We start from the raw sequence: 26,622 nt of genomic DNA on the forward strand, positions 1-26,622 counted from the left end.
ACTATTTGATCGGGATATTATGATAAGTTTCAGGATCTTGATAATCTTTTCGAAGCGGATAACCCACCCAATCTTCAGGCATCAGGATGCGACGCAAATCGGGATGGTCCGCAAAGAAAATGCCCATCAGGTCATAAGCTTCGCGCTCATGCCAATCCGCCGTTCTCCATACCTCAGAAACAGAGGGAACTTCAGGTAATTCATTCAAATCCCGCACAGCATTAAGTTTTACCTTCAAGGTGAGCTGCTTTTGGAATGGAATGGATGTGAGATTATAGACTATCTCAAAATATTCTTGGGGGAAATAATCTACTGCTGTAATATTGGCCAGGAAGTCAAAATAATAGTTTTCATTATCACGTAGAAAAAAACAGACTGCCTTCAGATGTTCTGGAGCAATATATAGAGCGGGTTGAAGACCATGCTCTTGCAGATACTGAACCGCATCTATATGTACGTATTCTTCTAGATGTTTCTTTATTTCTTGAATCATTGTTAAGGGGCTAAACGGTTGATGGTCCAGTCAGCATGATCTTTAATATAAACAATCCGATCATGGAGCCTGCTGCCTCTACCCTGCCAAAACTCAACACGAACAGGCTTTAAAAGGAATCCGCCCCAGAATTCAGGTCTTGGGACTTCAGTAACATTTTCCATTTCCTTTTCCACTTCAGCCACCCTTTTTTCTAGGGTTTCCCGGTCAGGGATAATGGCACTTTGTGGCGAGGCAATGGCGCCGATTTGGCTGCCTCTAGGGCGAATGGAAAAATACTCGTCAGAATCTGCTTTAGGTAATTTTTCCACTTCAGCTTCAAAACGGACCTGTCTTTGCAGTTCAGGCCAGAAAAATAGCGCTGAAACACGCGGGTTCTGGATGATCTCCTGCCCTTTCCTACTGTTGTAATTGGTAAAGAAGCTGAGTCCTTCGGCTTTAATATCCTTCAAAAGGACGACCCTGGAAGAAGGGCAACCATTTTCAGCAACGGTAGAAAGGACCATGGCCGTAGGTTCAGTAACCTGCGAGGACATGGCTTCATCAAACCATTTTTGAAACTGTTCGATTGGATTTTTCTGCACGTCCGATTCGCTCAAACTGCTTTTCACATAGTCTTCCCGAATGGCGGCAATTTCTTTATGTTCAATGGACATGGCAAAGGATATTTCCTACAAACTTAACATAATATCCATTTTTTATAGAAAATGAAATGAAAAATTATTGCTATTTTACAGTGGATTAATAATGATATTCTATAAATTTGGTATAAACACATCTATTCTGTTATGTTCAACGAATATATCCCAAAACGCGGCAGTCTAATTTTATCTGAGCCCTTCATGCTGGATCAGAATTTTGAACGCTCAGTGATCTTGTTGTGCGAGCATGATGAAAACGATGGCACCGTCGGATTGATCCTTAACCATCGCTCCATGCTTATGCTATCGGATGTCCTGGAAGACGTTGATAATTCTGAAATCCCTTTATATTTTGGCGGACCAGTGGAAGGAAATGCGCTTTTCTTTGTCCACAAAGCCAATGAGAAAATCGAGGGAGGCACCCATATCGTAGATGATCTCTATTGGGGTGGGGATTTTGACCGTTTGAAATACCTGATCAACGAAAATTTGATCAGCAGTGAAGAAGTCAAGATTTTCTTAGGATACTCAGGATGGAGCCCAGGTCAACTGGATGGAGAGATCAAACAGAACTCTTGGGCTGTACACAATTCATTTAATATTGATTTAGCTTTTATTACCGACGGGGAAAACCTGTGGAAAGAAGCTTTGATCAGCATGGGTCCGAAATATGCACATGTGGCAAATTTCCCAAAAAGACCAGAATTCAATTGATAAACAACAAATAAACATAAATCAACCAACATGAAGAAACACTTCTCAAACGCATTGTTTTTGGCAGCAACTACAGCGTTCGTGGCTTGTTCGGGAGCAAATTCAAATGGTACAGAACCACAGGATTCAACCGCAGTCGTACAAGACACAACGAAATACCCACCTGTTGAAACAAAACCAGGAAATACAGATTACAAGCCGGCATTTGAGGGACAAACCCGGATCGCAGGCGTAAAAACCACTTCACCTTTTGAAGCTGCAGTGGTTGTTGAGGGATTAAAAAGTCCATGGGGAATTGCAGAACTTCCTGATGGCCGCCTTTTGATCACCGAAAAAGAAGGTACCATGCGTATCGTAGACCCAAATGCAAAAACCATTGGCGAAGCAATTTCCGGTATCCCTAAAGTGGATGCACAAGGTCAAGGTGGATTACTGGGCATCACCCTAGATCCAGACTTTGCAAACAATAGAATGGTTTATTGGACATTTGCTGAACCGGTATCTGGTGGTAACCATACAGCAGTGGCAAAAGGTAAACTATCACAGGACGAAAAAAGCATTGAAGGTGCAAAAGTAATCTACCAAGCGTTACCTACCTATAATGGTAAGCTGCACTATGGTGGCCGTATCTTATTTGATAAAGAAGGTAACTTATTTGTGTCTACTGGAGAGCGTTCAGATCTTGAAACTCGTCCGCAAGCACAGCAGTTAAATTCAGCATTAGGTAAGATCTTAAGAATCACGACCGATGGTAAACCGGCAGCAGGCAATCCATTTGCTGGTAAAGGGGATGCTAAACCAGAGATCTATAGCTACGGACATAGAAATGTTCAAGGTTTGGCTTTCAATCCTGTAACCGGAGATCTTTGGGACTCTGAATTCGGTCCTCGAGGTGGTGATGAGATCAACTTAGTCAAAGCAGGAAACAACTATGGTTGGCCTACAATTACCTATGGTATCGAATACAAGGGAGATAAAATCGGTAACCCACCTATCCAACAAAAAGATGGCCTGGAGCAACCTGTTTACTATTGGGATCCGGTATTGTCACCAAGTGGTATGACCTTCTACACAGGCACAAATGTACCAGAGTGGCAAAACAACCTATTCATAGGTGGATTGAGTAGTACGCATATCGCACGTTTGGTCATCAAAGACAACAAAGTTGTTGGCGAGGAAAGATTATTATCGGATAAAGGTGAACGCTTTAGGGATGTTATCCAAGGTAAAAATGGAGCATTGTACAGTGTTACTGATGGCGGTAAATTATATAAGGTCGACAAAAAGTAAGATAATTTGAGAATGCCTTGATAAAGGTATTTTTAAGGATAATGAAAATGGGCGCTTTAGGGCGCCCATTTTTTTGAACCAAGATTGGGTTCGACTCCCCTTCGGCTCCGCTCAGGGTACGGCTCACCCGACGAGGATGAGCGGATAGACCAAGATCTGGAGGTGAACCGAAGAATTTTTCTTGCTACGTAGGGGCGAATTGCATTCGCCCGTTGATGTCATATTCTGCTTTCTCTGGGCAATGTAATTTAGTTAATAAAAAAGCAAAATATAGATTCTTCGTTACCTTTGGAGCCCAAAAGTAACCAAACCGACGAAGGAGCTCACGGATACCAAAAACAACTCGAATCCGTAAAACCTTCCTATTTAAGGATTACCGATCTCATCGTTACTTTTGGAGCCCAAAAGTAACCAAAAGGCTTCGGCCCATTTAAGGTGACTTTTCGCACAGCCCCTCTCACATGAAAAGAATGCCTTATTGTCGGGAATATCTTTCAATGGATCATCCCTTTTGTTGGGATGATCCATTGAAAGCATTCCAAGGCCAATCCCATCGCACAAGTCATCGGCATTCTTTCCATTTTTCCGCCACTGGAAATGAGCCGGAGGCTAAAGTGCTTCCTTCGGAAGGATAAATGTATGTAGAAATTGGGAACTCCTGAAAGGGGGTGACATCTTTGTAGAAAATCGGATCGTTAATCGGATAACCCACAGTGTGGGTGAAATATTTTCTGAAAAACCCCTCCTTAGTACACTTCCAATTCTGAACGATCCGTGAAGAATCTGTACGATAATGTCCACTACATTTTGTCATCCTACACCTTCGGTGTAGGACCTGTTTGCCAATGGAATCATTAATCCTTTTAAATAAGGGGGAGGTTTGAATGGTTCCGAGACTCTTCGTTCCTACCAATGAACTTTTGTTAACTCTGTGTTTTTAGGTATTTGGACCTATATTTCCTCTCCAGAAGAATATTTTTTATCCGCCATACATCCCCAGCGGGGATGAATTATTTTAGCATGGATGGTAAACTATAAAGGGGTAATGCAAAAACGATGTTCGATTAATCGAACATCGTTTTTGCGCGACTTCCAGGCTAACGTGCCATGTCTGCTAAAATAATGGAACCCCAAAAGGGATTATATATTTAAAAAACAAAAGAGCTAATAGATTTTCATTGCCAACTGTCATCACCTTCCGATAAATTTAGCCCAAATTTTTCCTTCTCAAAGTGCCACTAAAAACCCTAACTTAATGACATTGCCCATAGTGGCAATATTATTTTAGAAATGGTTTTGAACAAAATAGGGCTAATGCAAAAACGATGTCCATGCGTTTTTTCCTCCAGCATACGCCTTCTTATCTCTTCTTCTGATTTTAGTTAAACGAATGTTAGGTTAAAATTATTAACAATTGTTTTGTAAATTTTTACATTAAAACATAAATCTTATGAATAAAATTAACATATTAGGTCTTTGGTAAGCATTTTTTAATTTGAATATTAATTTTTTTATTTATTTTAGATTAAAATTTAAATATTTATTCATTAGTTTAATTTAATTGAGTTAATTCTTTTGATTGAACTTTGATTTAAGCCTCAAAAATTAACGATGAGATTTTATTAACTCAAACAAACATGAAATTTATTGAAAAGCTATTAGTGAGTCCTTCGGGCTTATCTAAAAAAACCGCCAAATCTGCAAAGAAAAAACTTAGGTTATTGAAAGCCGTTTATGAACTTGACAATGCTTCGGTAAATGATTTGATGAAGAGTTTGACCTTAAGTTTTCCGACCTTGAACACCTTGATGGTTGAGTTAGTGGAGAAAAAATACCTGAATCAGCACGAACGTGGTGAATCCCTAGGGGGAAGAAAACCTAATTTATACCAATTAAGCGATAGCCTGTTTCGTGTATTAACCATTGAAATCAACCGTAGGTCAGTTCGTATTGCTTTAGTAGACAACAACTGCAATATCCTCAATACAGCGCAGCTATTTCAATTTGAGATCTCAACGGACCTCAGGGAACTCCCTGCCTTTTTGATCATTGTTAAAAAATATATAAAGGACCAGAAACTAGATATGGAGCAGGTATCTGGGATTTCCATCTCCATGCCCGGTTTAATTGATCGATATACTGGTGAGAACTTCACCTATTTCTATGAACCTGGTTTTAATCTTGAGAACCATTTGGAACATGAGTTCAATAAAAGGACAAAGGTCATCAATGACGCGAAAGTCGCTACGCTGGCAGAGAAGTTCTATGGCAAGCTGAAGCGAAAAAAAGACGCCTTGGTAATTCGATTGGATTGGGGAATATCATTGGGAATAGTCTCCAATGGTGAAATCTATTTAGGCAAAGATGGTTTTTCAGGCGAGATGGGCCATATCAGCTTTGCTAATGAAGGCGAGCTATGCTACTGTGGCAAACGAGGCTGTTTGGAGACATTAGTCTCTGGAACCGCCTTGGTAAATAAGGCGACTCGAGATATAGAAGAGGGCATCCCTACTCTAATCGTATCCAAATACGAGAACATGCCCTTAACTCCCGAACATATCATCCAAGCTGCAATGGATGGCGATCAATATGCCATTCAATTGATCTCGGAATTAGGCAGCAAATTAGGAAGGGCAATCTCCTTGTTCATGCAGGTATTCAACCCGGAAACCATTGTGCTTTCTGGCAGTTTTGCAAGGACCTCCATGCTGATGATCACACCCATACAACAACAGATACAAACCTATTCCATGAGCAAGATTGCAACAGGATGCAGTCTACAGGTTTCAACCCTGGGCGACAATGGCCTGTCTTATGCCTTGGCGAGACATTTTGTGAATTGCTATTTTGAGGAGCGCATTAACAAGAATTAAGGAAAAGTTAGCTGAAGATTAATCTTTAGCATCTGCCCATTCTTTTATATCCAAAACCTTTTGGATTCAGGGCAATCTTAATACCTTTGCGTATAATTTCAAAATATGAGTACACAGCTATCCAAGTACAGCATCCTATTCTGGGTTTCTGTACTTCTGGTCTTCAGCTCCTGTAAGACCACATTTTACCAAGCAGCTGTATCAAACAAACAAATGTTGGCAATCAACAATCAGATTGCAGAAGATACAGCGATTACAAATTACATTTTACCCTATAAGAGCCAACTTGAGGATAAGATGAACGAGGTATTGGGATATGCTCCTAAGGCACTGATAAAAAACCGCAACCTTCCAGAATCAGAATTGAGCAATTTCTTCTCCGATGCGCTATTGTCCATCGGCAAGAAAGTTGATCCTGAGGTGGTATTTTCGATGGCCACCAAAGATGGTATCCGTTCAGGAATCAAACAGGGCAATGTTACGGTAGGATCTATCTTTGAGGTCATGCCATTTGAAAATTACATTACCATTTTAGAGCTCAAAGGAACTGATGTGCAGGTTTTGGCAGATTTTATTGCAGAAACTAACGGACAGCCTTTAGGGAATGTGGAATTGATTATTAAAGATAAGAAAATCCAAAGTTTCAAGATCGCAGGTGATGAAATCAACCCGAATAAAACATATAAGTTGGTTACCTATGACTTTATTGCCAATGGTGGTGATCTAGTCCGAGGTCTAAGCAATCCGATCAGTAAGAATGTCACAAGCGAAAGAGTTCGTGAAGGCTTGATCAGCTTTGTGCAGGAGTTAACAAAAGAAGGTAAAAAAGTAGAAGCAAAGTTAGATGGAAGAGTTAAAATCACTGAATAGAAGGAGCTTTATTAAAAGCGTGATGGCTTTAGGAGCAACTGCATCCTTGAGTTCCATTCCATTTGCAGGATATAGCAAATCCAAAGAAGTTAAGATCACCTTTTTGCATACCAACGATGTACATAGCCGAATTGAACCCTACCCTATGGATGGTTCAAGACTGCAAGGTCTAGGTGGTGTGGCTCGTAGAAGCACCTTGATCCAAAAGATCCGTTCTGAAGAAAAGAACGTCCTTTTGTTCGATGCTGGGGATATGTTCCAAGGCACACCCTATTTCAATGTTTTTGATGGCAAGGTGGAACTTGAACTGATGTCAAAGCTCGGTTATGATGCCGGAACTTTTGGAAACCATGAGTTTGACAATGGATTACCGGGATTACTTAAGCATTTTGACAAAGCAAACTTCCCTTTCGTCACTTCCAATTATGATTTTACAGGAACCATTATGGAAGGCAAAACCAAGGATTACCTTGTTTTTGAAAGAGACTCTGTAAAAATCGGTGTTTTTGGAGTGGGTGTTGACCTGAAAGGCATGGTTGATCCACGCAGTTATGCCGGTGTAAAGATTTCTGACCCTATTGAAGTCGCTGCGAAGTATACCCATAAGTTAAAGAATGAGCTGAAATGCGATCTGATCATCTGTCTATCCCATATTGGCTACAATTATGATACGGATAAAGTTTCGGATTTATTATTGGCCAAGAATTCAAGGCATATAGACCTGATTATCGGCGGCCATACCCATACCTTCTTGGATAAACCTACGGAGGTAAAAAACTTGGACAATCAAATTACTTTGGTAAACCAAACTGGCTTTTCTGGGGTTAACCTAGGAAGGATAGATTTTATCCTGGACAAAAAGAAGGGAACTAAAAGAAGTATAGCGACCACCTATAGCATAGACAAAAGATTAGACAACCTAGCAAGCAGGATTGCTTAGAAAACATTCATATTGAGAGCATTAATTCGACTTTATATCAATTCTTATAAAGGCCTATCGCCTGCTGCATGGCTATTGGCTCTGGTTATGTTAATCAACCGTGCGGGATCCATGGTAATTCCATTCTTGGGGATCTATATGTCTTCGGAGTTGGGATTCAGCAAAACGCAGATTGGTTTGGTATTGGGTTGTTTTGGATTGGGCTCGGTCTGTGGTTCTTGGTTAGGAGGATGGCTAACTGATAAATTCGGGAACTTTAAGGTACAGACCTGGAGTTTGATCTCCGTAATACCGCTATTCCTTTTGTTACCGATGTTCAGAACCTTTGAAGGTCTGGCCATCATGATCTTTATCCTGACCTTGGTTGCTGATATTTTCCGACCTGCTAACTCGGTTTCGGTAGCTAGGTATGCTAAACCCGAAAACATTACCCGCGCCTATTCCTTAAACCGGATGGCGGTGAACCTAGGGTTTTCCATTGGCCCTGCATTGGGTGGTTTCTTAGCTAAGTTTTCTTACAACTGGATTTTTTATGGAAATGCCATTGCCGCTGCTTGTGCTGCCATCGTGTTTATATATTTCTTCAGGAACAGAAAGGCAAGGACTGAGGTTGGGCAAAGTATTGGTCAAAAAGAAACAGAGGAAGATAAACCTGTTCGGAACGCTTATAAGGACAGCTTATTTATTGTGTTCAATATCCTATGCTGTCTGTTTTCGATGGCTTTCTTCCAATTATTAAGTACCCTACCCCTTTTCTATAAAGAAGCTCATAATCTGCATTCCGATGAAATCGGATTATTATTAGGCTTTAGTGGATTTGTCATCGTGTTATTTGAGATGGTGCTGGTACATATCGTCGAACATCGTTTTTCGGTCCGGCAAATTATGCTCTGGGGAACGGCCATTTCTGGGATGTCCTATTTGATGTTGACAGCTGATTTCGGGATTTCCTGGTTATATCTGGCGATGTTTTTCTTGTCTACTGGTGAGATGTTAACATTACCATTTACGGCAACCGTAGCCATCAACAGAGCCAGTCGGAGCAATCAAGGTGCTTATATGGGATTTAACTCGCTGGCCTTTGCTGCCGCCAATATCTTCTCCCCTTTCTTGGGGACCTATACGGCAGAACATTTTGGCTATTCTACGTTGTGGACTTCGGCAGGATTGATATTGATATTCTGTGGGATTGGATTTTATTGGATCATCAGCAAGATGAAAACCGAACATTAACCAACATTCCGTTCATAAGGGACCCTGGTCGCGATGGACCTTCCTAAAGTAATTTCATCCACATATTCCAGTTCACCACCAAAGGCAATACCTCTGGCAATGGTACTGATCTGCACATTGAATTCCTTTAACTTACGGTAAAGATAGAATATGGTGGTGTCGCCTTCCATGGTTGCACTCAAAGCAAGGATAACTTCTTGGACATGACCGGAACGTACACGCTCAATTAATCCTTCAATCTTCAGGTCAGCAGGCCCTATCCCCTCCATGGGTGAGATCAAGCCGCCAAGTACATGGTAAACGCCACTGTATTGGTTGGTGTTTTCAATAGCCATCACATCCCGGGTATCTTCAACAACACAGATCAGGCCCTTATCACGTTTTAGTGAAGCACAGATCTCACATTGTTCAGAATCGGAGATGTTAAAGCAGGTACGGCAATATTTAATATCTTGTTTCAGTCGGTCCAAGGATTCGGTAAAACGGCTCACCTCGGCATCCGATTGCTTCAGGAGATGCAACACCAATCGTAAGGCTGTTTTTTTACCGACGCCAGGAAGTTTTCCAAATTCTTCCACAGCCTGCTCCAATAGTTTTGACGAAAAGTTCATTTTTCAAAATTACGAAAATAAAGAGCAAAAAAACACGCCAGAATTCTTTCGAATATCTGGCGCGTCGGTTTATGAAACAAATCTATGTGTGCTCTAATTTAAAAATCTAAATAATCCCACTTCCCTCTGTAAGCTCTACCCTTTAGATTGTTGGCAAATGGACTATCGAATACCTCTTTATTCGGATTCCATTTGATCGGTTTTTGTATTTGATAAGCAATGTTTACCGCATTACATACGGTGGCTGTTCGATGTCCAATTTCTACATCACAGATCGGTTTTGAACGCTTTTTGATCGCGTCGACGAAATCCTGATAATGATTCTCAGAATAGTAAACCTTACGATCTTTTTCAGCGATCTGTAATTTTGGGAGGTCAGCTTTATCGGACCTCAGGAATTCCCTGGAGACCTCAATCTTACCTTCGGTACCCAAAAATTGAATGGCATTGAAGCTGCCCCAAGATTTATGATGGACATTAATACCGTTTTTATAGGTGAAATAAAGTCCTTCCTTAGCCATTGGAATATCTGGAGGCGTAAAAGATACTGGGCCAGTATGGTCCATTCCTAAAGCCCACTGCACAATATCAAACATATGGGCACCCCAATCGGTCACATATCCACCACCGAATCCATGATATAAACGCCAAAGCGACCATTCAGGTGCACCTAGAGCGGGGCTTAAGATTGGATTAAATCCTCGATAAAGTGACGGTCCAATCCAAGAGTCCCAGTCAAGATGTGCTGGAGCTGGCAATGAAGGTAAATCACATTCCTTAACAGGCTCGCCTACCGATACATTGACCTCTTTGATATCTCCGATATAGCCATTGCGGATCAAATCCGCTGCTTGTCTAAAATTATATTGCGAACGCTGCATACTTCCCGTCTGCAATACTCTCTTATATTTTCTGACTGCATTCACCATTGCACGACCTTCATCGATGGTCAGTGCCAAAGGCTTTTCGCAATAGATATCTTTTCCTGCTTTAGCAGCATCTACCACATGCATGGCATGCCAATGGTCTGGAGACGCAATAATTACAGCATCTATATCTTTAATGGCCAGCAAATCTCTGTACTGTCCAAAACCTTGTACCTGATGAGCTGCCTTACTGGCATTCAACTTATTCGCTTCACCAATAAAATTATTGAGTTTACTACTGTCTACATCAGCAGCGGCGATGACCATGGTTTCCGGCAATTTCATGAACTGGTTCAAAAGACCGTACATCTGCTTGCCTACCCCGATAAATCCTAGATTGAGACGATCGCTAGGTGCCAAGAAGCCATTACCACCCAAGACATGTCTAGGTAATATGGTAAATGCAGCTGCGCCCAAAGCAGTTTTACTAATAAAGTCCCGTCTATTCATTATAGGTTTAAGATTTTTTCAGTCGTGAATAGGTTTACGTTTGATAAATGTATTAAATCAGTTTATTAATTCAAAATTTAATTGATTTTTTTGTGATTTTTTATGATAATAATAACAATTACCAAGCTTTAGAAAAATATGATATAAAATCTTATATTACATCGAAAAGGGCAAAAAAACGCCCTTCGTGCACAAAAACTAAAAGACCAAATGGTTAAAGACGACAAAATCAGGAATTCGTTTGCCAACAAAACTTGGCAAGAAATAAAAGTAAAAGACTCATGGCAAATCTTTAAGATCATGTCGGAGTTTGTGGATGGGTTTGAAAAATTAGCGAAGATTGGACCATGTGTTTCGATCTTCGGATCGGCAAGAACACCGGATGAGCATAAATACTATCAAATGACCGTAGAGATCGCGAGGCTGTTGGCTGACCGCGGGTACGGTGTTATTTCAGGTGGCGGTCCAGGTATCATGGAAGCCGCCAATAAAGGTGCCTATACGGCCGGAGGAAAGTCTGTGGGACTGAACATTGAATTACCCCATGAGCAATTCCACAATAAATATATTGACCGCGATAAATTATTGGAGTTTAATTACTTCTTCGTCCGCAAGGTCATGTTCATGAAATACTCCCAAGGTTATATTGTATTGCCTGGAGGATTTGGAACCATGGATGAATTGTTTGAAGCTGTTACATTGATTCAAACAGGTAAGATTGCAAGATTCCCAATCGTACTGGTTGGAACGGAATATTGGAATGGTTTGTTTGACTGGATCAAGAATACCATGCTAGGCAATAAATATATTAGTGAGGAGGATCTGAATCTGTATAGAATGGTGGATACTGCTGAAGAAGCTACAGAACATATCTTTAGGTTCTATGATAAGTATTTGTTGAAACCGAATTTTTAGGGGTTGAATTAGGATGTGGCTATGGATTTGGCTTCGACTCCGCTCAGCCGGCATCAAATCATGATATGTTCGACGGTAGGGGCTTATTGCATAAGCCCGCTGAATTTGAACCAGGATGAATGTGATAAGAGGATGGACCAAGATCGGGGAATGAACCAGGATGTGGCTTCGACTCCGCTAGCCGACATCTAAATCCGCTCAGCTGGCATCAAATCATGATATGTTCGACGGTAGGGGCTTATTGCATAAGCCCGCTGAATTTGAACCAGGATGAATGGGATAAGAGGATGGACCAAGATAAGGAAATGAACCAGGGTGTGGCTTCGACTCCGCTCAGCCGACATCTAAATCCGCTCAGCCGACATCTAAAAAAGATATAACAAAAAGAAAGTCCCTCGGTATAACCGAGGGACTTCTTTTATTATTGGAATTAATATTTTGTTTAGAAGTTGTAAGTCAAACCTGTGTTCCAAGTTGTACCTAAACCGTAGAAATAACCGAAAGCATCTTTTCTAGAGAAGTAGTTCTCGTTGAAAAGGTTTTTCACATTACCTCTGAATTTAACGTTCTTACCGTTTTTCAAGTTGAAAGTATAGCTTAAACCAGCATCAACTACGTTGTAAGCTTTTAATTCTTCAGGTTGGTAAACTTCGTTGTTCAATGATGATTTGATTACGTCATCTACATTCACGTTTCCATACAATCTTGCATAGTGGTTGTAATCAGCATCGATTGAGAATTGAGGAAGGATATAGTATTTCACACCTAAACCGAAAGTGGTTTGTGCAGCATTACCTACTTTAACACCTGTTAAATCCTGACCTTCTTTATCTTCGAAAACGATATCGAAAGAGTTGTTATCTCTTACACGGTAAGGAGAAGTACCATCATATTTCCAGTCACCGATTGATCCGTAACCTCTTAATTTAAGGTTAGAAAGAACGTTTACGTCAAATTCTAATTCTAAACCTTTGTGAAGCTGACCAACACCAGTGAACAAATAAGTTACATCAGGGTAAGTTGTTCCACCTACTGTATAATCTCTAGCTGTATAATCAGTGAATCTGTTATCCCATTTGGTGTAGTAAGCGTTGAAGCTAACAGCAACGATCGGGTTTGAATATTTATATCCAGCTTCAACACCGAAGATTTTTTCATTATCCACTGAAGGATCTACAAAATTTACTGTATTAGAAACAAATACGTTATCTAAGAAAGGTTGACGAGAGTATTGTCCAATATTAGCGAAGATTGTGTGTGCATCTTCGAAAGTATATGATGCACCTCCTTTAATATTGTAACCGAATTTCTTGTCGAATTTAGATTTCTTTTCGCCTTCAGCATAGTTCCAACGGTCGATTTTTTGGTAAGATTGGTTAGAAAGGGAACCCTGAACGAAAGCAGTGAATCCATCTAAACTATATTCTACTTGACCAAAAACACCTTGGTAATTGATTTTCTCCGAGTTGTCATAACCTACTCTTTGATCTACATCAGCACTATTGAATAATGAAGACCATGGGTTAGTAGAGAAAGTTTCAGAAACTACATATCCTTTTTCACGAGTTTTATTTTCTGCGATACGACCTTCAGAACCTAAAAGGTTAATCAGTTGTTGGAAGTGATCACCTTTGTAGAAACGTAAATCAGCACCTAAGTTGAAAGAGAAGTTTTCGTTAGCTTCGAAGTTATAGTTAGAAACCAAACCGTACCAGAAGTGGTTGTTTACAGAAGCTCTTAAAGCAGAACCATTGTTTCCGTTAGAGATTTTGTTAGGCTGAGCAGCATTAATAGCAGCTAAAGCATCCCAGTTTGTAGTACCATTAGAGTTAAAACCATTAACGGTATAACCTGGACCATTACCTAAGATACCAGTACCACCACCTTTACCCATTGATGCGTAAAGAACGGTAGAAAGAGATGATCTATCATCAATTTTCAAGTCCCAGTTTAAGTTGGTAACTGGTTTGTGGTAGAAGTTTGTTCTTTGAGAAAGACCTTCACCATTATACCAACCGTAGTTAGAGTTACCTCTTTCACCTGTAATATCATATCCTGGAGTTCCAATAACTTTAGTTTTGTTTCCAGTAGGACCTATTTCTCTGTAGCTAGTTTCTAAAGGTTTCGAGAAGTTTTGATCGTGCCATTGAGGAGCACCAAAGATCAAAAAGTTGAAGGTGTTGTTATCATTTGGTTTGTAACCCACAGAAACAAAATAGTTTTGTCCAGCACCTGCAGTTCCTAATGCATATTTTTTATCGGCTCTCCATCCATTCAACATAAATGACACACCCCATTTTCCTTGCATACCAGTACTGTAAGAAATCATAGCTTTAGCTAATCCATCATTACCAGTTGACATACCTACGGAACCTCTTCTCACCATGTCAGTAGCTTTGGTTACAATGTTCACTGTACCACCTACAGAAGAGATAGCCAATTTAGAAGAACCAAGACCTCTTTGAATCTGGATTAAGTTTGCAACATCAGACATTGCTGACCAGTTAGACCAGTACATGTTACCGTCTTCCATACCATTGATAGGCTGACCATTTAATAAGAATGCAGTGTTGGATTGGTCGAAACCACGAACGAACATTTTAGAATCACCGAAACCACTTGCTTGGTCAGCAACGTAGATTGAAGGTGTGTTCTTCATTAATTCAGGGAATTCAACGTTAGCACCACTTTTCTCTTGAATTTCTAAAGGTGAGATAGTTGATACAGCGATAGGAGTCTTTCTATCGGCGATATCAATAATACCTTTACCAATTACCACTACTTCACCAATTGCTTCACCATCTTCTTGAGCTTGTAAAACAATTGTTCCTAAGTCAGATTGTCCTTCTGCGAAATTGATTTCGCTTGTGTTGAATCCTAGAACGCGGAAAATTAAAACACCTGATGATTTTGGAGAGTTTAATGTAAAAGCTCCATTTGCATCAGTCGATGTACCAGCCGATGTGCCCTGTACTAATACAGATGCCCCCGCAACCGGATTGGTGCCATCAGTTACAACACCTCTCAGGACTGTCTGTGCCCAAGCGACGTTGCAAAGCAACAACATTGAAAATAATGTTACTAATTGAGTAGAGATTTTTTTCATACTTCTATTTTATTAAAATAAGTAGTGCAAAAGTATAAAGACATATTGATTTTCAGACTGGATTAACATAAACTTAATATACTCACAACCACGTTTTTGCATTTATTTGACTTATTCGAGTAAGCAAAAATTTAAAACTTAATTAGTTTTTTAAACAACTGTTCATTTTGGTTGAAATTTTGGCAATGAAACCGATTGGAATTTGATATTTTAACAAATTTTAACATTCTTGAAATTGTTGAAAAGTTTTTTCCTATTTCTAATGATTTAGCAGTTATAGCAACAACTATTTTTATAAACGGACAAAAATCAGGAGGTTAACATTGCGGATAAGAAGGAAAATAAAGGGTCTAATTTTCTGTGATTCGATATTCATATAGACCTTCAAAAGGTTTTGTTAATCTTTTGGAACAAAAAAAAGGGAACCAAAATCTTAGTTCCCTTTCAAATGCTATAATTTTCTTAGTCCAAATAGGCGTAGGTAATTCCATCTCCGCCTCGATCAGCATGTTCATCTTCAAAACGGCTGACTTGGTTGTATTTCCTTAGATAATCACGGATAAACCTGCGCAAGATACCATCTCCTTTGCCATGCACTATCTTCAAGGAAGGATAGCCGATCATGACTGCGCGGTCCAAGACCTGTTCAATCTTGCCTAAAGCATCTTCGGTTCGCATTCCACGGACATCAACCTCAGGGCTAAAGTCTGCCACGCTTTCTGAAGCAACGGATCTAAACCGCTTGGCGGCTTTAGCTTTTTCCTTGCCTCTCAGTCTCTCCACTTTATTCTTTTTTACTACCGTGCGCAAATCTCCAAGCGCCAAGATCAGGTTATTCTTCGCTATCTCAATCACTTGCGCCTCATTACCTGTATCAATGATCCTCACCCAATCCCCTACTTCAACCGCTTCCGCAGATTCATTGACAAGCTCTGGCTTTTTGCTTTCCTTGACCTGTTTTTCTTTCAGGTTATCAGAAGCATGTTGCAAGCCAGCCCTCAGCTTTTTGGTTTCTTCCTTATCAGCTTGTTTGGTTTTGATCTCTGCAATGGTATTTTCAACCAGTTTATTGGCATTCTTGATGATCTGCCTAGCTTCCTCTTTGGCATCTTTAAGCAGTTGTCGCTTGTTTTCCTCCAAATAGCTTTTTAGTTCATTCAATTCTGCTTGCTGACCAACGATTTCTTTTTCACGGAGATTGATCGCAACCTTGGTATCATAGACTTCCTTCTTCTCGCGCTCTAGGTCGACCAAGAGAGTATCAACCTTCTTTTGCTGAACACCAATTTTCTGTTTAGCTAGATGAAGGACTTCTTTAGGCAAGCCGATATTCTGTGCGATTTCAAAAGCGTAAGAACTCCCTGGCTTACCAGTTTGCAATATATATAGAGGTTTCATTGCCTCATTATCAAAAAGCATGGAAGCATTTTCTATACCTTCAGAATTGCTTGCAAAGACCTTCAGATTCGAATAGTGGGTCGTGATGACACCGCGGATCTGCTTTTTGTTCAACACTTCCAGAACGGCTTCTGCGATAGGACCTCCAAATAGAGGATCTGTACCTGTCCCAAATTCATCGATCAGGACCATTGTCCTCGCATTGGAGAATTGGGTAAAGTGCTTCATCTTTGAAAGATGTGCGGAATATGTACTTAAATCACTGTCTATGGATTGATCGTCTCCGATATCTGCGAAGAACTGCTTGAACACCCCCAGCTTGGAATTGGTGTCACAAGGAATCAGTAATCCGGATTGGAACATCAATTGCAAGAGACCAACGGTCTTCATACAGACTGATTTACCACCAGCATTAGGTCCTGAGACCAATAAAACTCGATCAGTTTCATCGATCCTAAGGTTCAAGGGCACAACAGAATGGTGACCTTCTTGCTTTGATGCCAAATAAAGGAGTGGGTGTTTGGCATTCACCAAAAACACTTCTGCCTCCTTTGATAGTTCAGGCATTTGCGCATCAATATCCAATGCAAACAGAGCTTTTGCCCTTACAAAATCCAATTTGGTCAACAAGCCATGGTAGGCGAACAACAGCGGAACATGTGGTCTCAGTTCAGTGGTTAAGCTGGTCAAGATCCTAACGATTTCCCTTCTTCTTTCAAATTCAAGATCTCTAACCTTATTATTGAGGTGGAAAACCTCTTCAGGTTCTATGTAAGCAGTTTGTCCAGTAGCTGATTCATCATGGATCAGACCTTTCAGTTTTCGTTTATTTTCTGCGAGTATAGGGATACAAAGTCTACCATCTCGAATGGTCAGATTACCATCGGCGGTCCAACCATTCTGCTGGGCCTGTTTATAGACCGTATCCAGACGCTTTCTGGCTTCCTGTTCAGCTTTGCTGATCTGGGAGGTGATTTCCAGTAATAATTTGGAGGCATTATCCTTAATTTTTCCCCTATCATCAATGATCTGTTCGATCTGACGAAGGATATTTTTTTCGATCGGGAGATGCTCGAAAAGCAATTCTAGGTTTGGGTATTGCTGAGCGCGATCATTGAAATAACGTATTACGGCATAAACCGTCCGGAGAGAAAGCAACACACGGTGGAACTCATCTTCCAATAGGAAAGAGCCTTCTACTTTTGCTTTTTCTATAATAGCTTTTATCGGGTAAAAGTGGTCTACAGGTAGGGGTGCATCATGGACAAGAAGCTCTTTGAACTCGTTTGCTTGTCGCAAGAAACGATCGATTAAATCCAGTTTCACTTGAGGTTGGATCTTATCTACCAATTCTTTCCCTGCTTCACTAAGGCATTTTGCCTTAATGAGTTCCTTTATTTCCGTAAATCCTAACTTTTCTACTGCGTTCTGTGGATATATCATTTTCTATTGTACAATAGGTCTTTCTCGCGGCCTAGTGACCGGCTTGAGTCTTTCGTTTCGAGGTCTAAAAGGAATTGTATCTACATTTTCCTGGGGCTTCAATTCCGTTGGTTTTTGCTCTTCAGGTGTAGTTTCAGGCGTTGTATTTTCCGGCACTGGCAATGTAGATATATCTGGTACTTCAGTCCCCAAAGGAGCTTTCTTTTCAAAAATGTTTCTTTCCCAAAAGCGCATCAATCCTACAGGTTCGTAAAACCTTCTGGTTCTATCGGCGATACTAAGTTCTGCAGAATCAGCTTTGGCATTGAGGATCATATTATTGAGCGTCTGTAATTTGACCTGCATGCGGGTCACTCTGCTCATGCTATCTTGCATAATAAGATTCTTCAGGGAATCTTGGCTGTAATAACTGCGTTCTCTTTTCTCCAAGGTTTTAACGACCTGATCATAGGTCTTCATGGTTAATGCCGGATTCCCGAAATAATAATTCACGTTCTTGTTGAAAGCTGTAGAATCTATTCCAAATTTGGCAAAAAGCTGCTCATAAAGTGGGTCAATGACCTTTTTGGCACTATCCACAGGGATATTTGAAATATATCCGTCCAGGATATGTACCTCGGTCATGAGCTCAACCATGTCCTCTTGAGGCAAAATACCTTCAGGAACCTGCTTTTTGCAGGCAATAACGATAAAAAACAAAGGAAGTAAACTCAGTATTAAGCGATGCATTTTGTAAATTTGTACAAAAATACGGAAAAGCTTGCAATAAGCTTTCCAAATTTCATCAATGCGAACCCTTTTTCATCATGAGTATAGCAAAGAATATTACAGAATTACAAAAAGAATTGTCCCCTATCGGTGTTACATTAGTTGCGATTTCGAAAACGAAACCTAATGAAGATATTATGGAGGCCTATGAGGCTGGTCAGCGGATTTTTGGTGAGAACCAAGTCCAAGACTTGGTTGCCAAGTATGAAAGTTTGCCTAAGGATATTGAATGGCACTTGGTTGGCCATCTACAGACCAATAAAGTAAAATACATTGCTCCTTTTGTAAGTTTGATCCATTCTGTTGATTCTTTGAAGGTTTTAGCTGAGATCAATAAACATGCTCTCAAGAATGACCGCATCATTGATTGCTTACTGCAGATCTATATTGCTGATGAGGACACCAAGTTTGGCTTGGACCATGCAGAGGCCATTGAATTATTGCGTTCTGAGGAATTTGGAGGCTTCAAAAACATCCGTATCCGTGGATTGATGGGGATCGCCAGCAACACTGAAAACGAAAAAATCGTCAAAGAAGAATTCTATGAGCTTAAAATGCTTTTTGATGGAATCAAGACCACTTATTTCCGCAAGGAAGAAAGTTTTGATATCTTGTCCATGGGTATGAGTTCTGACTATAAGGTTGCTATCGAGCAAGGTAGCAATATGGTGAGGTTAGGAAGTACCATATTTGGAAAGAGAATTATCAAACACTATAAAGCACAATAATGAGTTTAACCATTCGCAATGCGGTAAAAGCAGATTGCCCCCGATTATTGGAACTGATCAAGGAATTGGCCTTGTTTGAAAATGCACCTGATGAAGTGACTGTCAGCATGCAGGAATTTGAAGATTCAGGATTTGGCGAAAATCCGGTCTGGTGGGCATTTGTGGGTGAATATGAAGGTGAAATCATAGGCATGTCCTTATATTATATAAGATATTCGACCTGGAAAGGCAGAAGATTGTACCTGGAGGACATCATCATTACGGAAAGCATGCGTGGAAAAGGATTTGGTAAGGATCTTTTGGATCATACCATTGCATATGCCAAAGAACAGGGATATTCTGGAATGATGTGGCAGGTATTGGATTGGAATACCCCAGCAATAGATTTTTATAAAAAGTATAACACGAAATTCGATGAAGAGTGGATCAATGTTAACATCAATTTTTAAACCAAGCCTATACCCTATTCTAGCGTCTGTCATGTTATTGGCATCAGCGAGTTCTTGCCAGAGCAATAAAGCCGATGGATCAAAAGCACATAAACATGTAGTCACCGGTTCTAAAGACACTCTAGTGTACCATGATTCGACCATTAAGGAGATCAGTCCTTATTTTGCTGCCGATGGCGACAAAATAGATACGACCTATATTGGTTTGACCTATCCAATCTTTAAGGATAGCACCATGAACCGATATGTGAAGGAAAACATCCTTTTGGGCAAGGAACAAACATTGGATCAATATGTAAACAATTTCTTGGAAGGCTATGCCAATTTTGTTGAGGAGAATGAGGTAAGACATCCACTAGCATGGCAAAAGGAAACTTTTATTGGCGTGATGATGAATAACCCTTACCTGATCATGATGGACAATAATACTTATGAATTTTCAGGAGGTGCACATGGGAATAGTTATACCTTATGGAATGTTTATGATGTGCAGACGAAAGAAAAATTAAAGCTGAATACGTTTATTTCTGAGAATAAGATGAAAGAATTTACTAAAATTGCAGAAAGATTCTTTCGAAAAGAGGAAGGGCTATCGGATACCAGCAGCTATAAAGAGGATTATTTCTTCGAAAATGACACTTTTAGCTTAGCTGCAAATTATGGTGTTTCAAAAGAAGGTATAATATTTTTTTATAATTCTTACGAAATCAAGCCATATTCCGGAGGCACTACTTTTCTCACCATTCCTTATGAAGAAATTCAGGATTGTATGACCCAGACCGGAAAGAATTACATAAAAAACATCAAAGAGTATTACAATTCAATTCAGTAGCGTAAATGCAGGTATTTAAATTTGGCGGAGCCTCCGTTAAAAGTGCAGAGAATATAAAAAATGTTGTTTCCATTGTTGAACGTTATAGGGATTCTTCTCTGTTGATCGTAGTTTCGGCAATTGGTAAAACGACAGACAAATTGGTAAAAGTTACGGAGAGTTACATCAAACGTGATGGTGCTTGTTTTGAACACCTTGAAAGTTTGAAAAAAGAGCATTTTGACATCCTGCATGAATTATTTCCTGATCATAACCATCCGGTTTATGATGATATCGCTAATACATTTGTAGAAATTGAGTGGATCCTAGAGGAAGATCCGCAGGATGATTACGACTACCTTTATGACCAGATCGTTTCGGTAGGTGAATTGCTTTCTACCAAAATAGTGGCTGCTTATTCTTCTTATCAAGGTCTAGCAACACAATGGGTGGATGCAAGGGATTTTATCATGACCGATAATACTTACCGTGAAGGGAAAGTAGATTGGGAAAAGACGGAAGAAAAGATCCGCAAAGATCTTCCTAGCATATTAGATGAATATATTGTTGTTACGCAAGGTTTTATTGGATCCACTTCTGAAAACTTTACGACAACATTGGGTCGCGAGGGTTCAGATTATTCAGCAGCCATCTTTGCTGCAAGCTTAAATGCGGAAAACATAACGATATGGAAAGATGTTCCTGGAGTTTTGAATGCTGATCCGAAATGGTTCGACCAAACAGAATTGATCCCGGAACTTTCTTATACTGATGCGATTGAGTTAACTTATTATGGAGCAACGGTTATTCACCCAAAAACCATCAAACCGCTTCAAAATAAAAAGATCACCTTAAATGTACGTTCCTTTGTAAACCCAGAAGAACCTGGTACTCAGATAAAAACAACGAACCAGACCCTACCTGTCCCTTCTTTTATCTTTAAGGTCAACCAGGTCTTTATCAACATCCAACCTCGAGATTTCTCATTTATTGTAGAGGATAACTTGAGCCATATCTTTGACACCTTCCATCAGAATAGGATCAAGATCAATATGATGCATAACTCTGCAATCAGTTTCTCGGTTAGCGTGGATGATACCGGTGAGAATGTGTTGAATCTTTTGGAGCAGTTGAAAAAGAGATATAAGGTGTCGGTGGCAACTGGTTTAGAATTAATCACAATTAGATACTACAATCAACAAACAATAGATCGAGTTTTGGTAAATAAGGAAATTTTTCGCGAACTTAAGGATAGTTACACTTGCCAAATGCTTGTGAAAAACAAAGATGAATAAACACATTTTAGAGAAGGATGTACAACAATTCATTAAGGCTAACAGGGAAAAATCACCCACAGAAATAGCCTTGAAGAAAAGTCCTTTTCCTTATGTGAGCTCAGCAGAATTGGCTTCCCAAATCGATGGTTGGCAACGTAGTGTCAAGAAATTACCTACCTGGGCATTCAGCGAAGGCATTTATTATCCTGATAAGATTAACCTAGAGCAATGTTCATCCGAACACACCGCTCTGATCAAGCAAACTTTGATTGCCAAAGGAAGCCGTGTCATTGATTTGACAGGGGGATTCTCTGTGGATAGCTGTTATTTGGCCCAAGAGGCCGAGGAAGTCATTCATTGCGAGCTAAATGAGAAGCTATCTGAGATCGTTGCCTATAATGCCAAGGTTCTCCGGGTCAATAACTTGATTTGCAAGGCCACTGATGGGATCGAATTACTCAGACAGAGTGAAGACCATTCCTTTGATTATATCTATGTAGACCCTTCTAGAAGAGTAAACCAAGGAAAGGTATTCCTGTTGGAAGATTGTGAACCGAATATTGTCGCTAACCAGGATCTTTTCTTTAGCAAGGGGAAATACGTCATCAGTAAACTTTCTCCCCTGCTCGATATCAGTACAGCATTGACAAGCCTGAAGCATGTGAAATATGTATATGTCATCAGTTTGGATAATGATTGTAAGGAGTTGTTATTTATTCAAGAGCGAGGTTTTGAGGGTGAGACCAAGATTCGAGCCATCCGTTTATTTGCCGATCAGCTACAGACCTTTGAATTCACCTACGATATTGAACGGGCAACCATGAATCGCTATACAGAGCCCCAGCATTTCCTTTACGATTCCGATGTCGCTATCAGTAAAGCAGGAGCCTTCAAGAGTGTAGGGAAGTATTTTGGTCTTGGAAAACTCCATCAGCATTCCCATTTATATACTTCTGAGGTTTTTCAGCCTGAATTTCCCGGAAGAGTCTTTGAAATAAAACAGGTTCTACCCTACTCAAGCCTAAAAAAGAACAATCCTTTTCTTCAGGCTAATATTGCTACGAGAAATTTCCCAGAGAAAGTCGAGGTGATCCGCAAAAAACATAAAATCAAAGATGGTGGTAAAACCTATCTTTTCTTTACAACGGATAGTAGCAATCAATTGATTGTTATAGAATGTACCAGAATTTGCTAACTCCAGGTTTCCTATTGCAAACAATCTAACCATGTTATTGAAGGAGAAGCCTTCAAATTCTTGTCCCGCTCTTCCTGAAACTTTAAGAAAATCGGATTGGACAATAACTCCTTTTGGATCTCCTCATCCTGATATTCGGAAACATGGATAAATCTTTTGCTTTCTTGATCTTGATATACAATATATCTGAACCTAGTTTTATCTAATTCCTCAAATGCTTTCAAAAAATCCTGAATCCTGTTTTTATTTTCCCCTTCATAATCCGGGAATACTTCATATTCTACTTTTACTGCAAACATATTTTTAGATTTTATCTGTCCATTAGACCCATTCTCCGGGTTTGTTCTGATCGATCCACCAAGGAAAGCCCTTTATTCCCTTCGATTTCAACCGCTCAATCACCTGGGCAGTATGATGCTGAATATGCCTGATGGTATTTAAATGCAGTTCTAATCGGCTATAAGGATACCATTCAAAACCAGAATCAGCCTCCAATGGCAATTGCTTTAAGGAAGATTCTAAGTTCTGTTCCACTTCTTGGATAAATTCCAATAGCTCCTGCTTTGAATTCAGGCCTATTATTTCGACTTCTGCATTTTCCCAATCCTTATCACCACCTAAACTTTCAGCGCCTTCGATGGCCCCTTCAAATGGTTCAAAAGTTTCATAACTCGCAGAAAGGTACAATTTGGCACTCCATATCGTGTGATAAATCAATTGCCAATTAGGATTGTTATACTCTTTAGAATCCCATTCCGACTCTGGCACCTTTTCCGTGACATCACGTAGCATGCCTAGGGCTGCTCGGTATTGGGATAATAGAATTTTAATAATACTTGAATTTTCCATGATATAAACATTGATTTCCTCAAAAGTATAACATTCAATGACAGTGGTTTGTCAACAGAAACTTAATATTTTTTTAACTTTTGTAAAAAATAATAGGATTATTATTGTAGAGATTTGCAGATGTAAAAAAAATCAAATCTTATTGAACTAAAAAGGAGATGAAAAAATGAACAATATTTTAACAAAAAACACAATCATCAGACTGATCTTAATCTGGTTAATGGTATTCATATTTATGTTTTTTGGTAAAAGTATTGAAGGCCTATACAGCAATAACGGACTGGCAATAGGTATTTTCTTGCTGGTATTGGCTACCATTATCGGAGCCGCTTTTGGAGTGGTAAAAGAAGCTGATGAATTGGCGCATAAACTAGGTGAACCCTACGGCACCTTGATCCTTACCTTATCCATTGTATCCATAGAAGTCATTTTGATTGTAGCCATGATGTTTGGTCCTGAAGATAATCCGACCATCGGAAAGGACTCAATCTTTTCTGTAATGATGATCATCATGAACTTGGTATTAGGGCTATGTATCCTTTTGGGAGGCTTGAGACATGGAGAGCAAGAATATAATGCGCAAGGGACGATTACCTATTTATCCATGATCATTATGCTGGGAGGTATCTCTATGATGATCCCCAATTTTATTGAAGGGAAAGGGAATGGGGAATTCACAAGCATACAGGCAGCCAGTATATCTGGATTGATCATTTTATTATATGGGTTCTTTCTAGCCTATCAGATGAAAGGATATAGGCACTTATATATCCAGCCTAAGCCTGGTCAGATGGAAATCCTATTTGCACAAAGGAACGAAATCCAACAATCGGAGGAACATGGACAGGAAAAAGTGAGCAAAAAGGAAGTTCTATTACGCACAATTATATTGTTGGGAATGATCCTTCCGATTGTTCTCCTATCCCATAACCTTGCGACTTTGGTAGATTATGGCATCAAGGAAATGAACTTGCCTCCTTTGTTAGGTGGGGTCTTGATTGCAATCATAGTTTTCACTCCGGAATCCATGACGGCTGTAAAAGCAGCCATGAACAATGAATTCCAAAGGGCTATCAATCTATGTCATGGAGCATTTGTTTCCACAGTAGGCCTTACAGTACCATCGGTCTTGATTATTGGACTGATCGCAAGCAAAACAGTCTTATTTGGGATGACTACGACAGAAACGATTCTGTTTGTGATTACATTGATCCTGAGCATGCTTTCCTTTTCAGGCAGAAGGACTGCTCCCATTGTAGGAATTATGCATTTGGTCTTGTTTGCAGTCTTTGTGATCCTCATTTTCAATCCATAGCATCAAAATATTTAAAATAATTTATTAAGTAACATCAAGAGTTGAACAGAGTGCGTTGATTTTTCCTAACAACGCATCTCTTTCAATCTAAATGCAAAAAGAGCTGTCTTATCGACAGCTCTTTTTTGTTGTTTCAATTCTAAATAATTAAATAACCGAGATTCTAAATCGGGTTATTTTGCTAATATTCTATTTCTATTAATGCTTTCAATGGAATAAGAATTCCATGTTTTATCTGGATATACCTATCTGTTAAGGACCACACGGTTGTTTCGATGCGTTTCGGACCGTCTTCGGTATTGAAAACGATTGTAGTCTTGGATTTGAATTCATTACCCAAACGCACGGCACCTTGTAGTTTGTTAGAAAATTGGGTTGTTTTGTCAGTTTCGGCGGGGATAATTCTAAATTTATCTACGTCTTCTTTTTCAATTAATGTTCCAGTCATTCGTCAATCTAATTAAGAGGTTTAAAAGGTTAACGTTAATTTATAAATTAATATATATTTCAGCAAGATTTTAGGGCAGAATATTAAATTAGTTACATTTGCATTAGATTTCAGAACACATATAAATGGGCATATTTGAAAAGGAATGGACATTGAATTTCACTCAATGTTATCCTAACGGGCAGTTGAAATATAGTGAATTAAACAACATTTTACAGATTACGGCGAGTGAACATGCTGAGAACTTAGGCTTTGGGTATAAAGCGATGTTCGATGTCAGGCAGTCATGGGTCTTGAGTAGGATGCTGATCGAAATAGATAGATTACCAAAGTACACACAGACAGTCAAGATCCGGACATGGATCCAGGATTTCACCGGGAGCCGTTCTATCCGTAATTTTGAACTATGGCTTGGAGATGAGGTATTGATTAGTGCCAGTAGCTTATGGGTAGTCTTTAACATCAGAACCCGCAGAGCTGATAATTTTGCGCTCAGCACTGACCATATGGAGTTTTTCAGGGATAAAATCCCTACAAAAAATGCTGTCGAAAAAATTGATGGCAATGTGGACTTCCAACTATTGAGTGACTATAAGGTTAAATTATCGGATTTGGACATTGTTAACCACGCCAATAACGTGAAATACATGGAATGGTGCTTTGATGCCATGGATCCAAAGACCATCTTAAAAGGCTCCTTTAGCCGCTTGGAGATGAATTTCCTGAAAGAATTGAACTATGCTGATGACATTGAAATCAAGGAACATGAGGATAAGGTATTCAGTATTCAGAAGGATGGCAGGATACATTTCTTGATGCGATTGACCAAATAAATATAGAGCATAAAAAAATCCCCAGAATGTACTTCTGGGGATTTTT

25 protein-coding genes are annotated in these 26,622 nt (G+C 39.7%); 14 read left to right on the forward strand and 11 right to left on the reverse strand.

Annotated elements, in window-relative coordinates:
- Nucleotide 1: 1 nt before the first annotated feature.
- Both CKW03_RS13685 and pdxH read right to left on the reverse strand, forming a co-directional pair.
- Nucleotides 2-493 (reverse strand): NADH-quinone oxidoreductase subunit C, encoded by a 492-nt coding sequence (locus tag CKW03_RS13685; protein WP_093097941.1) that lies wholly within the window; start codon nucleotides 491-493, stop codon nucleotides 2-4.
- Nucleotides 494-495: 2 nt separating this feature from the next.
- Complete coding sequence (pdxH, locus tag CKW03_RS13690) at nucleotides 496-1,149, reverse strand: pyridoxamine 5'-phosphate oxidase (RefSeq protein ID WP_093097942.1); 654 nt, start codon at nucleotides 1,147-1,149, stop codon at nucleotides 496-498.
- A 186-nt stretch (nucleotides 1,150-1,335) separates the two neighbouring features.
- Here pdxH and CKW03_RS13695 point away from each other — a divergent pair, with 186 nt between their 5' ends.
- Both CKW03_RS13695 and CKW03_RS13700 read left to right on the forward strand, forming a co-directional pair.
- Nucleotides 1,336-1,848 carry a YqgE/AlgH family protein gene (locus tag CKW03_RS13695; protein ID WP_236736487.1) on the forward strand — a complete coding sequence of 171 codons (513 nt, stop codon included), beginning with the start codon at nucleotides 1,336-1,338 and terminating at the stop codon, nucleotides 1,846-1,848.
- A gap of 30 nt (nucleotides 1,849-1,878) precedes the next feature.
- A complete protein-coding gene (locus CKW03_RS13700; protein ID WP_093097946.1) occupies nucleotides 1,879-3,138 on the forward strand; it encodes a PQQ-dependent sugar dehydrogenase in 1,260 nt (419 codons plus the stop codon).
- Between the two features lie 366 nt (nucleotides 3,139-3,504).
- On the opposite strand, the gene CKW03_RS20475 is transcribed toward CKW03_RS13700, so the two are convergent.
- Nucleotides 3,505-3,666 (reverse strand): hypothetical protein, encoded by a 162-nt coding sequence (locus CKW03_RS20475; protein WP_169919009.1) that lies wholly within the window; start codon nucleotides 3,664-3,666, stop codon nucleotides 3,505-3,507.
- A 1,109-nt stretch (nucleotides 3,667-4,775) separates the two neighbouring features.
- Here CKW03_RS20475 and CKW03_RS13705 point away from each other — a divergent pair.
- From CKW03_RS13705 to CKW03_RS13720, 4 genes are all read left to right on the forward strand, one after another.
- Entirely contained in the window at nucleotides 4,776-6,011 is a 1,236-nt protein-coding gene (locus tag CKW03_RS13705) for an ROK family protein (protein ID WP_093097948.1), read from the forward strand.
- 105 nt (nucleotides 6,012-6,116) lie between these two features.
- Complete coding sequence (locus CKW03_RS13710; protein WP_236736488.1) at nucleotides 6,117-6,881, forward strand: 5'-nucleotidase C-terminal domain-containing protein; 765 nt, start codon at nucleotides 6,117-6,119, stop codon at nucleotides 6,879-6,881.
- Nucleotides 6,856-7,821 (forward strand): bifunctional metallophosphatase/5'-nucleotidase, encoded by a 966-nt coding sequence (locus CKW03_RS13715; RefSeq protein WP_093097950.1) that lies wholly within the window; start codon nucleotides 6,856-6,858, stop codon nucleotides 7,819-7,821. Before CKW03_RS13710 ends, CKW03_RS13715 begins: the two co-directional genes overlap by 26 nt.
- A gap of 12 nt (nucleotides 7,822-7,833) precedes the next feature.
- Nucleotides 7,834-9,054 carry an MDR family MFS transporter gene (locus CKW03_RS13720; protein ID WP_093097952.1) on the forward strand — a complete coding sequence of 407 codons (1,221 nt, stop codon included), beginning with the start codon at nucleotides 7,834-7,836 and terminating at the stop codon, nucleotides 9,052-9,054.
- On the opposite strand, the gene recR is transcribed toward CKW03_RS13720, so the two are convergent.
- Together recR and CKW03_RS13730 are read right to left on the reverse strand one after the other, a co-directional pair.
- Nucleotides 9,051-9,665: a recombination mediator RecR gene (recR, locus tag CKW03_RS13725; protein WP_093097954.1), complete on the reverse strand. Its 615-nt coding sequence runs from the start codon at nucleotides 9,663-9,665 to the stop codon at nucleotides 9,051-9,053. The genes CKW03_RS13720 and recR overlap by 4 nt on opposite strands.
- 98 nt (nucleotides 9,666-9,763) lie before the next feature.
- A complete protein-coding gene (locus CKW03_RS13730) occupies nucleotides 9,764-11,041 on the reverse strand; it encodes a Gfo/Idh/MocA family protein (protein WP_093097956.1) in 1,278 nt (425 codons plus the stop codon).
- 210 nt (nucleotides 11,042-11,251) lie between these two features.
- Here CKW03_RS13730 and CKW03_RS13735 point away from each other — a divergent pair, with 210 nt between their 5' ends.
- Entirely contained in the window at nucleotides 11,252-11,956 is a 705-nt protein-coding gene (locus CKW03_RS13735) for an LOG family protein (RefSeq protein WP_093097958.1), read from the forward strand.
- A gap of 442 nt (nucleotides 11,957-12,398) precedes the next feature.
- Here the strand turns inward: CKW03_RS13735 and CKW03_RS13740 are convergent, their stop codons facing one another.
- From CKW03_RS13740 to CKW03_RS13750, 3 genes are all read right to left on the reverse strand, one after another.
- The gene (locus tag CKW03_RS13740) at nucleotides 12,399-15,062 is read right to left on the reverse strand and encodes a TonB-dependent receptor (protein WP_093097960.1); all 2,664 of its coding nucleotides are present in this window, start codon (nucleotides 15,060-15,062) and stop codon (nucleotides 12,399-12,401) included.
- A gap of 462 nt (nucleotides 15,063-15,524) precedes the next feature.
- Entirely contained in the window at nucleotides 15,525-17,903 is a 2,379-nt protein-coding gene (locus CKW03_RS13745) for an endonuclease MutS2 (protein ID WP_093097962.1), read from the reverse strand.
- A gap of 3 nt (nucleotides 17,904-17,906) precedes the next feature.
- Nucleotides 17,907-18,632, reverse strand: a complete 726-nt coding sequence (locus CKW03_RS13750; RefSeq protein WP_093097964.1) for a DUF4296 domain-containing protein — start codon at nucleotides 18,630-18,632, stop codon at nucleotides 17,907-17,909.
- Nucleotides 18,633-18,709: 77 nt separating this feature from the next.
- On the opposite strand from CKW03_RS13750, the gene CKW03_RS13755 reads away from it, so the two are divergent.
- The 5 genes from CKW03_RS13755 to CKW03_RS13775 are packed head-to-tail and all read left to right on the forward strand — an operon-like array spanning nucleotide 18,710 to nucleotide 23,131.
- Nucleotides 18,710-19,399 (forward strand): YggS family pyridoxal phosphate-dependent enzyme, encoded by a 690-nt coding sequence (locus tag CKW03_RS13755; protein WP_093097966.1) that lies wholly within the window; start codon nucleotides 18,710-18,712, stop codon nucleotides 19,397-19,399.
- On the forward strand, nucleotides 19,399-19,848 hold the full coding sequence (locus CKW03_RS13760) for a GNAT family N-acetyltransferase (protein WP_175486301.1): 450 nt from the start codon (nucleotides 19,399-19,401) through the stop codon (nucleotides 19,846-19,848). The genes CKW03_RS13755 and CKW03_RS13760 overlap by 1 nt, the downstream gene beginning before the upstream one ends.
- On the forward strand, nucleotides 19,829-20,680 hold the full coding sequence (locus tag CKW03_RS13765; protein WP_169919010.1) for a DUF3298 and DUF4163 domain-containing protein: 852 nt from the start codon (nucleotides 19,829-19,831) through the stop codon (nucleotides 20,678-20,680). Before CKW03_RS13760 ends, CKW03_RS13765 begins: the two co-directional genes overlap by 20 nt.
- A 5-nt stretch (nucleotides 20,681-20,685) precedes the next feature.
- Nucleotides 20,686-21,954 (forward strand): aspartate kinase, encoded by a 1,269-nt coding sequence (locus CKW03_RS13770; RefSeq protein ID WP_093097970.1) that lies wholly within the window; start codon nucleotides 20,686-20,688, stop codon nucleotides 21,952-21,954.
- Nucleotides 21,947-23,131 (forward strand): class I SAM-dependent methyltransferase, encoded by a 1,185-nt coding sequence (locus CKW03_RS13775; RefSeq protein WP_093097972.1) that lies wholly within the window; start codon nucleotides 21,947-21,949, stop codon nucleotides 23,129-23,131. The genes CKW03_RS13770 and CKW03_RS13775 overlap by 8 nt, the downstream gene beginning before the upstream one ends.
- An 11-nt stretch (nucleotides 23,132-23,142) precedes the next feature.
- Here the strand turns inward: CKW03_RS13775 and CKW03_RS13780 are convergent, their stop codons facing one another.
- Together CKW03_RS13780 and CKW03_RS13785 are read right to left on the reverse strand one after the other, a co-directional pair.
- A complete protein-coding gene (locus CKW03_RS13780) occupies nucleotides 23,143-23,430 on the reverse strand; it encodes a hypothetical protein (protein WP_093097973.1) in 288 nt (95 codons plus the stop codon).
- A 22-nt stretch (nucleotides 23,431-23,452) separates the two neighbouring features.
- Complete coding sequence (locus CKW03_RS13785) at nucleotides 23,453-23,980, reverse strand: DinB family protein (RefSeq protein ID WP_093097975.1); 528 nt, start codon at nucleotides 23,978-23,980, stop codon at nucleotides 23,453-23,455.
- 166 nt (nucleotides 23,981-24,146) lie between these two features.
- Here CKW03_RS13785 and CKW03_RS13790 point away from each other — a divergent pair, with 166 nt between their 5' ends.
- Nucleotides 24,147-25,295 (forward strand): calcium:cation antiporter, encoded by a 1,149-nt coding sequence (locus tag CKW03_RS13790; protein WP_093097976.1) that lies wholly within the window; start codon nucleotides 24,147-24,149, stop codon nucleotides 25,293-25,295.
- 181 nt (nucleotides 25,296-25,476) lie between these two features.
- Here the strand turns inward: CKW03_RS13790 and CKW03_RS13795 are convergent, their stop codons facing one another.
- On the reverse strand, nucleotides 25,477-25,743 hold the full coding sequence (locus CKW03_RS13795) for a hypothetical protein (protein WP_093097978.1): 267 nt from the start codon (nucleotides 25,741-25,743) through the stop codon (nucleotides 25,477-25,479).
- A 125-nt stretch (nucleotides 25,744-25,868) separates the two neighbouring features.
- On the opposite strand from CKW03_RS13795, the gene CKW03_RS13800 reads away from it, so the two are divergent.
- Nucleotides 25,869-26,576: an acyl-[acyl-carrier-protein] thioesterase gene (locus CKW03_RS13800; protein WP_093097979.1), complete on the forward strand. Its 708-nt coding sequence runs from the start codon at nucleotides 25,869-25,871 to the stop codon at nucleotides 26,574-26,576.
- The last annotated feature ends 46 nt before the right edge of the window (nucleotides 26,577-26,622 follow it).

The organism is Sphingobacterium mizutaii (genome assembly GCF_900187125.1).
Taxonomy (GTDB): domain Bacteria; phylum Bacteroidota; class Bacteroidia; order Sphingobacteriales; family Sphingobacteriaceae; genus Sphingobacterium; species Sphingobacterium mizutaii.